Origin of the sequence: uncultured Campylobacter sp. (assembly GCF_937981295.1) — a bacterium.
Lineage (GTDB): Bacteria > Campylobacterota > Campylobacteria > Campylobacterales > Campylobacteraceae > Campylobacter_B.
On record NZ_CALJPC010000003.1, the window covers coordinates 23,430 to 36,920 of the forward strand.

The window sequence follows — 13,491 nt, forward strand, 5'->3', positions numbered from 1 at the left end:
TAGTAGATCGCGGTAGGCGTTAAATTTCAACCCAAAAGATAAAGCCAAACTCGCTAATCGCAATTATTCTGTGTAATCGCTCCGATTTATATTTGTACGTTTGATTAAAATTTTGCAAAGAAACGCGGCGCGGCTAAATAAAATTTAAAACAGATCCGCAGGCGCGCGGCAAGCGATTAAATTTAAAGCTAAATTTAGACGAAATTTACGGCGAAAATTGCGGGTTTCGCGAGCTTTTTAAGGCTTCCTTTAAGCATTATCAAATTATCGGCGCCGGAGATTTTAAGAGTGGAATTTTCAAAGCTAAATTCTAAATTTTTCAGCGCGTTTTCGCTTAGGAGGCGTGCAAGCTCCAAAATATAGCTGAGCCACGCTAGCTTGGCGGCATCGGGCAAAATCGCGCTCAAAGGCGCGAACGTAGCGCCCAGCTCGCGCTTACCGTGCATCGAGATGATCGCGGCTATGAGCGCTTTTTCTTTGTGCGTCGTGCGGTAGTTCAGCCCGCCGAGCACCATATCTGCACTGGTTTCATGCTTAGCGTAAAAGCCGATCGCACGCCCGATCTCGCAAAGCGATGCTGCAGTTTGCAGAATTTTAATATATTTTTCGCTCAGGCCGTGCATCGGCGATAGCGCGCAAAACAGCGCCTTCGCGAACTTCGGAGCCTCGCTCGGCTCGGAAGCGAAGCGATCTTTGAGGCTTCTTAGGCTCGGATTAAAGCTTCTAGGTAAGTTTGCGCCGCGCAGAATCGAGCTTAAAAACGCCCCCTCTCGCACTCCCACGCCGCTTGTGATGATCTTTTTCGCCCCCAGGCGCCTTACGATCTTATCAAAGATGATGGCGCCCTCTCTGATCGTGTCGTAGCGGTCCTTTTTGATCGGGAATTTCGCCAAATCAAGCGTCTTTGCGCTCATCAGCTTGGCAAAAAACGGCGCGTATTTTTCATAATCGTAGCTGAAATTATGCACGATTTTTAGCGGGTGATTTTGTAGGCTCATCACGGCGCCCGATAGCGCTCGCGCGGAGCCGCCCATTACGATTAAATTTTGCGTGCGAAACTCGGCGCCGAGCTGCGAGATCGCGCTGTTTATGTATTTCTCCAGCCCCTTCGTGTCGCCGCGGTCGAAAAACAGCTCCTTTAGCCGCACCGTGCCTAAATTTAGAGAAATTTTATTTTCTATCCTGCCGTTTTTGATGTAAGCAAGCTCGGTCGAGCCGCCGCCGATGTCCAGCGTAACGCCCTCGGAAAAGTCGCTAAGCAAATTCTGCGCCGCATAAGCGCCCAGATACGCCTCCATCTGCCCGTCTATCTTGCGGATCGTAATGCCCGTTTGCTTGCGGACGAGATTTATAAACTCGGTCCCGTTTGGCGCATCGCGAAGTGCGGATGTACCGATGCAAAGTACGCGCTTGGCCTTGTAATTGCATACGAGGGTTTTAAATTTTTTAAACGCCAGCAGGCATTTTTGCATCGCTTCGGCAGTTAAAATTCCGCCGTTTTCGTAAGCGCCCTCGCCTAGGCGGATCTTGATCTTGTGCTCGGCCAAAATGAAAAATCCGAGCCTGCTCGTGCGCTCAAAAATCACGGCTCTGGCGGAATTTGAGCCCAGATCTATGACGGCGACGCGCTTGGGCATTTAAATTTCCATATGGACGTGTTTGTATTTCAGCTCGTCTGCCGTCTCGATATTATCGGGATCGGTGATGATACACTCGACGGGACAAACCACGATGCAAGCGGGCTCGGAGTAATCATCTACGCACTCACAGCATCGATCGGCGTCTATGATGTATATCGGCTCATCCTCAAAAATCGCTTCATTAGGGCATTCCTCGCGGCACGCGTCGCAACTGATGCATTCTTTTGTAATCAACAATGACATATAATTTTACCTTACGAAAAAATTTATGGCGTTTATACCATAAAAAGCTTCATTTTGTTTTAAAATAGCGGAATTTCGGGCTATTTCTTAAATTTTTTAGCGGAAGTTTGAAAATCGCGACGATTAGCGAGCGCGCTTCATCGTTTTTAAGATCCACTTGCGCGCCCATCGCTTGAGCAGCATTTTTGGCTAAAAATAGCCCGAGTCCGGCTCCCGGTTTGCCGCCATAGCGCTTAAAAGGGGCGAAATAATCGATCTCTTCGTTAAGCGGCTCGCCCTTATTTGCGACCCGCACGATGAAATTTCCGTCCGAAATTTCGCTCTCGATCAGTACCTTTTCGCCGTCCGGAGAAAATTTTATGGCGTTTTGGACGAAATTTTGAATCACGTGCATAAAGAGGCTTTTCTGCACCGAAATTTCAAGCTGTTCAGGCTTAAGATCCATCGTCAAGTCCTTGCCTGCCGTACGCGCTAAAATTTTAAAGCCCACGCATAGCTCCCGTAGATACGCGATCATATCGGTCTGCTCGGGCGCCTCAAACTGCGCCCCCTCCTGCCGTCCAATCTCCAGGATGGAGCTGATCATTTTATTCATATTATCGATCGAGTCGTTGTTGTTTTTAAGCGCCTCGATATATTTCTCGCTCTCGCGCGGCTTGATGAGAGTAACTTCGTTTTTGGTTTTCATCACCGCCAGCGGAGTCTTAAGCTCGTGCGCGATGCCGATAAAAAGCTCTTTTTGATACAAAATGAAGGTTTCAATGCGCTCAAGCAGGCGGTTTATGCTATTTGAAAGCATATTAAATTCGCTCGGGATTTCGGCCCCGTCGATCGGCTTTAGAAATTTTTCATCCACCGAAGCAAGCCTTTGACTGATCAGCTTAATCGGCATCAGCAGCATACGCGAGAGAAACATTGCGTAAAACACCACCAAAAATATCATAGTCAAATTTACTAAAATGATGTCGATGAGTATTTGATTTACGATGTTTGCATAGACGCTCACGTCGGCTCGGATACTTAAAATTTTATCCTTACCATAAGGGTAGTGCAGCTGCAAATAGCTCCTGCCGTCCTCAGAGCTTTCGATAAATTTAGGCTTATTGATACTTTCGTTTTCGATGATTTTGCTCTCGTATTCACCGGATGTGTCATGTAAAAAAGACGAAATTTTCTCAGGCGGCACGGAGGCGTCTACGATTTTTTGTGCTCTTTGGATTAAATTTTGAACGGGAGTTTCGAAGATGGTAATTCTCATATAATTATAGAGCATTACCGAAAAAATGACAATTAGCATCAACGAAGCGGATGCTAATTGTATTACAAAGCGGACTCTTAGGCTTTTTGTGGAAAGCAAAATCTATATCCGCGTCTGCGAACGGTCTCGATCGTAGAGATATTTAGAGGCTTATCCATTTTCTGGCGGATTTGATTGATCGCGACTTCGATGACGTTTGGCGTAACGAGCTCGGGCTCCTCCCAGATAGCGTCTAGCAGCTGCTCTTTGCTTACGATCTGATCGCTGTGGCGCGCCAGGTGAGTTAGCACCTCAAACGGCTTGCCCTTCAACTCGATCTCTTGACCCAAGTAAGTAATTTTTTCCTCATCAGGATCAATGATAAGATCGTCGATTTTGATGATATTTGAGCCGCCGAAGCGAAGTCTAGCCTCGAGACGCGCTACTAAAACGTCAAAGTCGAAAGGTTTTTTGATAAAATCGTCCGCGCCCGCGCGAAGTGCTTTGATCTCGCTTTCTTTATCGTCTTTTGCAGATAGCACGACGACAGAGGTGCGCGCGGATTTTTGCTTAACTAATGCGATGAGATCGATGCCGTTGCCGTCAGCTAGCATCCAATCGGTTAGCACCAAATCATAATTTCTAATGCCGATATAATACTCTGCGTCCTTAAAACTCTCGGAGGTATCCGTCTGATAGCCGAACTCCATCAAGCCCTCCGCTATCGTCTTGTTTAAAGTCACCTCGTCCTCGACTATTAAAATTCTCATTTAATTTCCTTGCCTTAAAATTTTGCGGCGATTTTAACATATTTTAAGCAAAATTTCAAGATTTTTTAAAGAAATTTTAAAATTTTATCTCGATTTCCGCGCCGACGCTCGCATCTTGCAAAATTTCAGGTTTTAAAATTTTCATATAAAAATAATCCATCGAGCGAAATTTTGAGTGAAACTCCTGCGCGAAGTATCTTAGCGCGTCCTCCACGAGGCGAAATTTTTTATCGCGGAATTCCGCTTTGATATATTCGCAAACCCGCGCATAGTCGATAAATTCCTCCGCCGCAAGCTTCGCCCACACCCATACGCGCTGCTCGCGCTTGCGCTCAAAATCCAGCGTCCCGATTATCGCGCCAAATTCCAGCTTTTCGATTAAAATTTTAATCATACTACGCGCTTTTCCTCGCCCTTAAGCAGCCTAGCGATATTAGGCGCGTGTTTATAAAATACGATGAAAACTATCAGAAAGATCGGCGCATGAGTGTTGATCGCTGGCATCTGCGGATGGATCACGTAGCTTGCGACGACTAGCGCAAGCGCCGCTGCAAGCGATGCTACGGATGAAATTTTAACCGTCTTGCCGACTACAAACCAAACGGCAAGCGCGATGATAAGCTCGATAGGGATGAAGCAAGCAAGCACGCCGGCTCCCGTCGCAATGCCCTTGCCGCCGTTAAATTTCAGATACGGGCTGAAGCAATGCCCAAGTACTGCAAAGACAGCCATGCCCCATAGCACGTTTTCATCAAAGCCTAAAGCCCGCGCGATCAGTATCGGCAGGACGCCCTTTAGCGCGTCGCAGGCAACCGTGAGGATCGCGAGCTTTTTTGCTTTTTGCGGATCGCGAGTTTTTAAGACGCGAAGGACGTTGGTAGCGCCTATGGAGCCGCTACCCTCTCTTTTGATATCCACGCCACCTAGGTATCTGCCGATCAAAAGCCCAAAGGGGATCGCAGCGATCAGATACGCAGCAAAGTAGCACCAAAAATTCGGCGCCGTAACGATGCTAAGTAAAAATTCTAAAATTCCCGATTTTTTCATAAAATCCCTTTAACTCTTCCAAAGTAGCGAAATTTTCTCGTCGTAGATGTCGGTTTTCTTCGGCGAAATTTCTTTCGTTTCGAGTTTAATATTTTTCAGATCCAGGCTCTGTTTTAGCGCGTCCACTTCAGCCTCAAATTTCTGCGTAAGCACCTCCAACTCCTCTTGTAGTGCGCTTAGGCTATTTTCGGCATTTTTAGCTTCGCTTCGTTCGTTTAAAATTTTATGCGCGCTTTTAGCTCCGCTGATTGCTTTGGAGATGTTGCTAGCGCTGCGCGAGCGACCTAAAAACGCGCCCAAGATCGCTCCGCCTATATTTAGCGCCGCATCCACGCCGCGACTTAGCACGTCGCCCTTTTCCTTTTCATACTTTTCGCTAGCGCGCGAAATTTTATCCTCAAGGCGCGCCTTTTCCTTCTCAAATTTAGCCGTAATCTCGTCGGTTTTGGCCTCTAAAGCTTCATTTGCCTTATCGCCTAGGCGCACAAAAAACTCCTCCTTGCTCTCGCCCGGTTTTGAGAGCAGATCAAGCGCGCTAAAAAGTTCTAACTTTTCGTTGCGGTAGAGCCATTCTTTAAAGCTTTTAAGCTGAGCGTTTAAATTTTTTGCGCCCGCGATGAAGCTAGGAAGCGCGCCGTAGAGCGAGCCCGCCTGCTCTTGTCCGCTTAAATTTGCAACTTCTCGCGTGCTAGCCTCGCTCCAATCTATTTCGCTTACGTCCGAAAGCGATAGCAAAAAGGAGCGCTCCTGCGTAAAATCGACTCCCTTGTCGCAAAATCGTATCTTAGCGCTTGCGTACAGATATGGGCTTAGCTCAAGGCTCGCGCCGTAGCTGTAAAGCTGCGAAATTTCACCGGAAACTACGGGCTTGGCGGCACCGGCGGATTTGATGCCTTGCGCGGCGTCCGATACGGACGAAATTTCAGTCTTTTTGTCTTTCATTAAATTTGAAATTTGTTCGTTGCTTAAAGGGCCTTTTAAATAGCTTAGCGCGAAGCGCGTCTCGATCACCCGCAGCACATCCTCGTTGATGTTTTTTACCAAAAAATTTCGCTTTTTGAGATTTGAAATTTTCTCCATAAGCACGCTTTTGTCAATCGGATTTGAGCCGATACCGCTTAAGCCGCTGATGACGCGCTCTTTATCCTGCGCGGTCTGCAAGCGCCCGATAAACCACGTACCGATGTTGCTAAGCCCTTTGTAATCGAGATCGACCGGGTTTTGCGTCGATAATACGCAACCAAGTCCGAATGCGCGAGCCTGCTTTAGCAGCGTAAGCATCGGGGTTTTGCTCGGCGGATTGCCGTTTGGCGGAAAAAAGCCGTAAATTTCATCCATATAAAGCACGGCGCGCAAGGAACTCGTACCGCTTGTGGTGCGCATCCATTTGATCATCTCGCCCAAAAGTAGCGTGACGAAAAACATCCTCTCATCGTCGTTTAGATGCGCGATGGAAAATATATTCGCCCTCGCTCTGCCGTTTTCATCAAAGAGCATCTTGGCGATATTTAGCCGCTCGCCCTCGCACCAAAGCTTAAAGCTCGGGCTTGCGATGAGCGCGTTAATCTTCATCGCAAGCGCCATTCGCTTATCGCTCGGAAAAAAGGTATTAACGTCGAAAACGCCGATCTTATCGAAAGGCGGGTTGCCGATCTGTGCGATGAGATCCACTACGCTCACCCCCTCGCCTTTGTTAAAATGATAGGTTAAAATTTGGCTGATTAGTAAAAATTCCGGCGAGCTGAGATTATCGCTGCCGATCCCTGCGAGGCTTAGCACGCTAGTGGCGATACCGCCGATATAGTTATTCAAATCCTCTTCGTTTAAGCCCTTCGGCGCTTCAAAGTCGCTTAGCAGGCTGATACCAAGCCCTGCGCTTGATTTAGGCGTATAAATTCTAAAATCGGCGCTATTTTTCAAAAGCTCCACCCGCGCCAGGTCTTGATACGAGCCCTCGATCCCTTCGCGCCAGGTATTTGCGGTCTGCTCGGCATACTCGTGCACGCTAAGACCTTTGTTTTGCGCCTCGGCCTCGTCGATATAGGGCTCAAAATCCTCGGCCCTCATCTGCGGGAAAGTAAGAGCTAAATTCGTTAGATCGCCTTTCGGATCGATGATGATGGATGGGATATTATCGATCGCGGCTTCCTCTAGCAGCGTGATGCCAAGTCCCGTTTTGCCGCTGCCGGTCATTCCTATGATGAGCGCGTGAGTCGTCAGGTCCTTGTTTTTATAAAAAAACGGCTCGCTGTTTTCGAGCCCCAGATAAAAAAGCTTTAAATTTTCTTGAAGCGTTTTCATTGCGTTCCTTAAATTTGCAATTTGCTTGGCATTATATCATTTAAATTTTTAAATTTAAATTTGCTAAAATGCGCGAAAAATCAAGGAACGGCAAGTGTTAAAAGAAAAAATTAGAAACGGAAAAAGCGGAATTTTGCTCTATGGCATCGTTCCGCCTAAAATCACGTCCCCTCAAGACGAGCTCGAGCGCCTAGGTACGGCGTGGTCGCAGCGCCTAGGCGAATGCGAATGCGACGGCATCGTCATCTACGATCTACAAGATGAAAGCGCGCGCACGAAAGATGAGCGGACCTTTCCTTTTGTGCATACGATCGATCCTGCGCGCTATTACACGCAGTATCTACACACTGATAAAGAAGCGATCATCTACCGCGCGGTAGGCAAATACGACGAGGCGGAATTTTGCGAAATTCTAAGGCATGCCGCAAGCGGGCTGGGTGTTTTCGTGGGGGCGAGTTCTAAAAATGAAGAATGCAAGCTGCATCTAAGCCGCGCCTATGAACTCAAGCGACTCGTGGCGCCGCATCTTTGCCTAGGCGGTATCTGCATTCCAGAACGCCATGAAAAGAGCCACGACGAGCACCTTAAAATCGCAGAGAAGACTGCAGACGGATGCGAATTTTTTATCACTCAGGCGGTTTATAATGTGCAAAACGCCAAAGATTTCATCGACGATTACGCCGCTTTGGAGTGCAAAAAGGTGCCTATAATCTTTACTTTCACGCCGTGCGGTAGCCTAAAGACGCTTGAGTTTATGAAATGGCTTGGCATCTCGGTGCCAGATTTTCTGCAGCAGCGACTGCAAAGCAGCGTTGATATCTTGCAAAGTTCAACAGCACTGTGCGCGGAGATGTTTGATTTCATCTATAAATACGCCCTCGCAAAAGGGGTGAGCGTGGGCGCAAACGTCGAGAGTGTCAGCACCCGCCGCGTCGAAATCGAAGCCTCGCTCAGCCTATTAAAAGAGATCAGAAAAATTATCCTTAAGCACGAGAATTTGGGATTTTACGTTATTTAAAATTTTAAATCGGGTACACGAGTAAAACGCTAGATAGTCCAAGCTAGCGGAGGAATTTTAAATAATTTTAGATCGCTTTCTGAAAAATAAATCGAAATTTTATCCGAATGGAATTTGAACTTAAAATTTATAAAAAATCGCCTTAATAATATGCTTTAATACCTGTCGTCCGTAACTGTGAGATGATATTTCGTGCTAAAATTTTTCAATGCTTACAATAGCATTGAGCTAGGCATATCATCAAAACTTATAAACCGCTGTAGCTTTCGCACTAAAACTAAACGCATTGGCCGTTTCAGTCTGCAGCCGACGCGACCGCGTCCTCCGTCATCCACTATCTACACAGGGATAAATGTATATTGTATAACGGGAGATAGCTGGAGATTTTAACGCCCTATAATACGACGCCTCTTCGCTCATGGCATAGCGTCCTTTATTATTCCATTCGTAGTATTTGATTTAAATTTACCGGCGTTTATGCTAAATTTCAAATCTAAGGCAATTTGATGCTTACTGTTGTGAGCGTTTTGGTATTTGAATTTTATTCTACAGCCTATGTGTAGGTCGCTCAAAAGATCCACCATACGCCGCCGTAAAAATACTTGCCGAGCTTTGCAGCTAATTAAAAGCCGTTAATGCAGAATCGGCTGAAATTAACACCCATTTAAGCTATCGCATATTTGATTTCTTTTATATTCTACAAGCCCGCCACCAAAAAGCAGCAGACCTAAGACTAACGTCGTTTTACTATCTCACGCAGAAGCCGATATGCAAACTGCGCAAGATTATAATATGCTTTCAATCGCAAACGCTTCATTTTAAAATTTTGGAACCCGACTCGGAATAAATATAAATTTGAAATTAGTTTTGTAAATAAGCTTGGAATTTAACTCTTAAATATGGCGAAATTCTAAAGATTAATGAAATTTAAAAAATGCTAGTTTATGCTCTTGCCACCGAATTTCAAAAGCGCGCTGCCCCACGTAAAGCCGCCGCCGAACGCATCCAAAAGCATAAGTGAGCCGTTTCTGAGCCTGCCGCTCTCGTAAGCATCATTTATCGCCATCGGGATCGACGCCGAGCTCGTGTTGCCGTATTTGCCGATCGTAAGCACGCATTGTTCGTCGCTAAATTCTAGTCTCGCCTTAACCGCCTCGATGATGCGTAAATTTGCCTGATGCGGGATGAAAAGATCGACCTGCTCGGGCAAAATTTTATTTTTCGCCAAAATCTCCACGACGTCGTTACTAAGCGTCGGTACCGCGATTTTAAAGACCTCGCGCCCGGCCATCTGCATGAAGCCTAGCTTTTCGTCGATAATTTTTTGGCTGAGTGGATTGACGCTACCCGGGGCTGCGGTGATGAGAAGATCGCCCTTGCTGCCGTCGCTAGCGGTATGAACGTCGATGATTTCGTTATCGTCGCGCGCCGCGATAACCGCAGCGCCCGCACCGTCGCCGAAAAGTATGCACGTAGCGCGATCGCTCCAATCGACTATCGAGCTTAGCTTTTCCGTGCCGATTATCAACACGTGTTTTTTAGCACCGCTTTCGATGAGGGATTTTGCAAGCTCCAAAAGATAGATGAAGCCCGTACAGGCGGCATTTATATCAAACGCCGTGATGCCGAAGTTCAAACCCAGTTTATTCGCGATGACGCATGCTGTCGAGGGCATACAGAAATAATCGGGCGAGATCGTAGCGCAGATTATCGCATCGATCTCGTTTTTTTGCAAACCGCTACGCTCGATCGCAAGCGCTGCGGCCTTCATGCCCAAATCGCTAGTGGTCTCGCCCTTTGCTATGCGGCGCTCATGAATGCCTGTTCGCTTGACGATCCATTCATCGCTCGTTTCAACCATCTTTTCAAGATCGAAATTGGTTAAAATTTCGCTCGGCGCGTATGCTGCGATTGAGATCATCGAGGCTTTTTGCATTCGTTTTCCTATTCGTTTGAAGAAATTTCGCTTTCTATCGCGGAGTTGATTTTAGAATCTGCAAATTTAAGCGCTTGAAAGATCGCGTTTTTAACGGCTTTCGGGGTGCTTTTGCCATGGCTTATGATGACGCATTCTTTGACGCCTAAAAGCGGCGCACCGCCATATTCGTCATAATCCGTACTTTTTTTGATAATTTTAAAGACGCGTTTCATCAAGATGGAGCCTGCGATGGCGATCGGGGATTTTTTAGTTTCGTTTTTGATAAGTTTGCCGATAGCGCTTGCGACACCTTCGCTAGATTTTAGCATAATGTTGCCGATAAATCCGTCGCACACGACCACGTCTACCGATCCGTCAAAAATTTGATTGCCTTCGACATTACCGATAAAATTTTGCATCTTCTTAAGCATATGAAAGGTTTCTTTTGTTACCTCGTTGCCTTTGCTATCCTCCTCGCCGTTGGATAATAAGCCGATGCGTGGCGCGTTTAAACCCATAATCTCCTTGGCGTATGCTTCGCCCATAATTGCGAATTGAAACAAATTCTCAGGCTTACAATCCACATAAGCGCCCACATCAAGCACCAGCGTGCGTCCACCTATGGAATTTGGCATCAGCGTAGCAATTGCCGGGCGCAAGATACCTTTGAGCCTTCCTATGCGAAGCGTAGCAAGACTCATCGTAGCGCCGCTATGTCCTGCTGATACCACGGCTTTGCAAGTGCCGTCTTTTACTAGATCGACCGCTTTAAAGATGCTACTCTCTTTGCGTTTAAGAGCATCGGTTGCGCCCTCTTTCATCTCGAAAACTTCGCTTGCAGCTACGTAAGTAATATATTTCTCAAAGCCTTGATCTTGTGGAATAAAAGGCTTGATTTGCGCTTCGTCGCCTACCAAAAACGCATTAAATTTACGCTCTCGCAGCGCATCTACGACTCCGTTTATTATCGGCTCGCAGCCGAAATCACCGCCCATCGCGTCTATAGCAACGGAAATCATCGGATTAATATTCGCCCGTAGTTTTGTTTATTCTATGCGGAATTTTCCAGCTTCCGTCTTTATCTTTGACGGGAATCGGAAGGGTCACTTTGTAGTGAGTGCGTCTTTTCGCCGCACGAGTTTTACTAACTCTTCGCTTTGGAACTGCCATTTTTTCTCCTTTATAAATTTAGTTCTTGCATTCTTCGCAATAAAAATAGTCGCTTTTGAAAGCTTCCGTTTCGCTTCTTAAAATTTCATCCAGATCAACTTCGGTGCCGAAAAACTCCATAACGTCCAAGCTTTCGTGCCTTTCGTCGTTAAAAACGCCTTCGCTTAAAAGCAAATTTACGCTCTCGCTCACGTCAAGATCGAATTCTTTGCCGCAGCGATCGCAAATGTATGGAATTTTACCCTTAATTTCGCCTTTGCACTCGATAAACTTAGAGTCTTTTCGTTTTAAATTTCCGCTAAGTTTAAGTCCGTCCCTCGAAATTTCAAACGGCACGGGCGATGCGGAAATTTTAGCAAAAGCGATCTTCACGCGGCACTCTTAGCAAATTTCTCTTTTTGCAAAGAAAAATGCGATCTCGGTTTTTGCGTTTTCTAGGCTGTCGCTGCCGTGAACGGCGTTAGCGTCGATGCTGTCTGCAAAATCCGCTCTGATCGTGCCTTTATCGGCTTTTTTCGGATCGGTAGCGCCCATTAGCGCGCGATTTTTAGCTACGGCATCATCGCCTTCTAGCACCATTACGACCACCGGACCGCTAGTCATAAACTCAATCAGATCCTTATAAAAAGGGCGATCCTTGTGAATTTCATAAAATTTACCCGCATCTTCGGCGCTTAGGCATAATTTTTTAGCCGCTGCGATTCTTAGTCCGTGGCTTTCGAAACGATCGATAATTTTGCCGATAACGCCCTTTTTAACGGCATCAGGCTTAATAATAGAAAGCGTTTGCTGCATATAATCTCCTTAAAGTGAAAGGCGGATTGTATCGAAAAATAGGTTAAAATTTATTTAAGGATTGAATGAATTAAAATTCCGCGCATTTGATCGCGGAATTTTATCTGCTAAGCAAATACCGGGGTATCTCCGCTGCGTAGATCCGCACCTATACTATCCCTGCTAGGTTGACCCGCTACGATGTCGCTCCAGACGATACAGCCGTCGGTCGGACAGGCGCTAGCGCAAGCCGGCTCGTCGTTGTAGCCCACGCACTCGACGCATTTATCGGCATATACATAGTAGCTATCCTCGCCACTTGGGTTATCGCTATCGTCCACGATCGCATTTACCGGGCACTCGTCGATGCATGAGCCGCAACTAATGCAAATATCGGTGATTTTTACAGCCATTGTTTCTCCTTTATCAAAAAATGTGGAGTAATGATAACATACTAAATTTAAAAAATGATAAAATTTAATATTATCAAGCAAATAAATTTTATTATATAAAAATTTTCATCAAATTTCAGCAAATCTAAAGTTTTAAAATGTATAATCGCCATCATAAATTTTATTAACAAGGAGAAACAAATGATAGTAACCAACAAAGCCGTTGATTTCACGGCAACTGCGGTTTTAGGCAACAACGAAATAGTTGAGGATTTCAACCTCTATAAAAATATCGGCGAAAAAGGCGCGGTCGTATTCTTTTATCCAAAAGATTTTACCTTCGTCTGCCCAAGCGAGATCATTGCATTCGATCACAGATATCAAGATTTCAAATCCAAAGGCATCGAAGTTATCGGCGTTAGCTGCGATAGCGAGTTTACCCACCTTGCGTGGAAAAACACTCCGGTAAACGCAGGCGGTATCGGCAAAGTGCAGTTCCCGCTAGTTTCGGATATTACGAAGGATATCGCACGCAGCTTCGACGTGCTGTTCGGTAACGCTGTAGCGCTTCGCGGCAGCTTCCTACTTGATAAAGACGGCACCGTCCGCCACGCTGTCATCAACGACCTACCGCTTGGTCGCAATATCGACGAGATGCTAAGAATGGTCGATACGATGCTATTTACGAACGAGCACGGCGAGGTCTGCCCTGCAGGCTGGCACAAGGGCGATGCAGGGATGAAAGCAGACCCTAAAGGCGTCGCAGAGTATCTAGACAAAAACGCGAGCAAACTATAATTCGTGAAATTCTTCGCGCTGGCGTACAAATTCTAACCGCGTAAGGTTTAAATTTAGCCTTGCACGGGCTATTAAAGCTAGCAAAGCTTTCTAAATTCCGCTGCCAAAATTTTGAGTCGCGGCGGCGGAATTCCAAAAATTCCAAAAATTCCAAAAATTCCAAAAATTCCAAAAATTCCAAAA

Annotated in this window: 15 protein-coding genes; 2 read left to right on the forward strand and 13 right to left on the reverse strand. The window is 46.2% G+C overall.

The window, feature by feature from the left end; translation table 11 throughout:
* Window positions 1-194: 194 nt before the first annotated feature.
* From Q0135_RS00790 to Q0135_RS00820, 7 genes are all read right to left on the reverse strand, one after another.
* Window positions 195-1,637: a Ppx/GppA phosphatase family protein gene (locus Q0135_RS00790; protein WP_297987483.1), complete on the reverse strand. Its 1,443-nt coding sequence runs from the start codon at window positions 1,635-1,637 to the stop codon at window positions 195-197.
* Window positions 1,638-1,883, reverse strand: coding sequence for a YfhL family 4Fe-4S dicluster ferredoxin (locus tag Q0135_RS00795; protein WP_005871264.1), 246 nt, complete (start codon window positions 1,881-1,883; stop codon window positions 1,638-1,640).
* 49 nt (window positions 1,884-1,932) lie between these two features.
* On the reverse strand, window positions 1,933-3,180 hold the full coding sequence (locus Q0135_RS00800) for a HAMP domain-containing sensor histidine kinase (protein WP_297987485.1): 1,248 nt from the start codon (window positions 3,178-3,180) through the stop codon (window positions 1,933-1,935).
* A 38-nt stretch (window positions 3,181-3,218) separates the two neighbouring features.
* Window positions 3,219-3,890: a homeostatic response regulator transcription factor HsrA gene (gene hsrA / locus Q0135_RS00805; protein WP_005871260.1), complete on the reverse strand. Its 672-nt coding sequence runs from the start codon at window positions 3,888-3,890 to the stop codon at window positions 3,219-3,221.
* A 76-nt stretch (window positions 3,891-3,966) separates the two neighbouring features.
* Complete coding sequence (locus tag Q0135_RS00810) at window positions 3,967-4,284, reverse strand: dihydroneopterin aldolase (protein ID WP_297987487.1); 318 nt, start codon at window positions 4,282-4,284, stop codon at window positions 3,967-3,969.
* Window positions 4,281-4,937: a glycerol-3-phosphate 1-O-acyltransferase PlsY gene (gene plsY, locus Q0135_RS00815; protein ID WP_297987489.1), complete on the reverse strand. Its 657-nt coding sequence runs from the start codon at window positions 4,935-4,937 to the stop codon at window positions 4,281-4,283. The genes Q0135_RS00810 and plsY overlap by 4 nt, the downstream gene beginning before the upstream one ends.
* Before the next feature lie 9 nt (window positions 4,938-4,946).
* Complete coding sequence (locus tag Q0135_RS00820) at window positions 4,947-7,238, reverse strand: DUF87 domain-containing protein (protein WP_297987491.1); 2,292 nt, start codon at window positions 7,236-7,238, stop codon at window positions 4,947-4,949.
* Window positions 7,239-7,332: 94 nt separating this feature from the next.
* Here Q0135_RS00820 and Q0135_RS00825 point away from each other — a divergent pair, with 94 nt between their 5' ends.
* Entirely contained in the window at window positions 7,333-8,256 is a 924-nt protein-coding gene (locus Q0135_RS00825) for a methylenetetrahydrofolate reductase (RefSeq protein ID WP_297987493.1), read from the forward strand.
* Between the two features lie 937 nt (window positions 8,257-9,193).
* Here Q0135_RS00825 and Q0135_RS00830 read toward each other — a convergent pair.
* From Q0135_RS00830 to Q0135_RS00855, 6 genes are all read right to left on the reverse strand, one after another.
* The gene (locus tag Q0135_RS00830; protein ID WP_297987494.1) at window positions 9,194-10,192 is read right to left on the reverse strand and encodes a beta-ketoacyl-ACP synthase III; all 999 of its coding nucleotides are present in this window, start codon (window positions 10,190-10,192) and stop codon (window positions 9,194-9,196) included.
* An 8-nt stretch (window positions 10,193-10,200) separates the two neighbouring features.
* A complete protein-coding gene (gene plsX, locus Q0135_RS00835) occupies window positions 10,201-11,193 on the reverse strand; it encodes a phosphate acyltransferase PlsX (protein ID WP_297882427.1) in 993 nt (330 codons plus the stop codon).
* A 4-nt stretch (window positions 11,194-11,197) separates the two neighbouring features.
* Window positions 11,198-11,344, reverse strand: coding sequence for a 50S ribosomal protein L32 (gene rpmF / locus Q0135_RS00840; RefSeq protein ID WP_005871250.1), 147 nt, complete (start codon window positions 11,342-11,344; stop codon window positions 11,198-11,200).
* An 18-nt stretch (window positions 11,345-11,362) separates the two neighbouring features.
* Window positions 11,363-11,716 (reverse strand): hypothetical protein, encoded by a 354-nt coding sequence (locus Q0135_RS00845; protein WP_297987496.1) that lies wholly within the window; start codon window positions 11,714-11,716, stop codon window positions 11,363-11,365.
* 9 nt (window positions 11,717-11,725) lie between these two features.
* A complete protein-coding gene (gene ndk, locus Q0135_RS00850) occupies window positions 11,726-12,139 on the reverse strand; it encodes a nucleoside-diphosphate kinase (RefSeq protein ID WP_177388469.1) in 414 nt (137 codons plus the stop codon).
* Between the two features lie 107 nt (window positions 12,140-12,246).
* On the reverse strand, window positions 12,247-12,531 hold the full coding sequence (locus Q0135_RS00855; protein WP_005871245.1) for a DUF362 domain-containing protein: 285 nt from the start codon (window positions 12,529-12,531) through the stop codon (window positions 12,247-12,249).
* Window positions 12,532-12,711: 180 nt separating this feature from the next.
* Between Q0135_RS00855 and Q0135_RS00860 the strand changes: the two genes are divergently transcribed.
* Entirely contained in the window at window positions 12,712-13,308 is a 597-nt protein-coding gene (locus tag Q0135_RS00860; protein ID WP_291939968.1) for a peroxiredoxin, read from the forward strand.
* Window positions 13,309-13,491 lie beyond the last annotated feature (183 nt).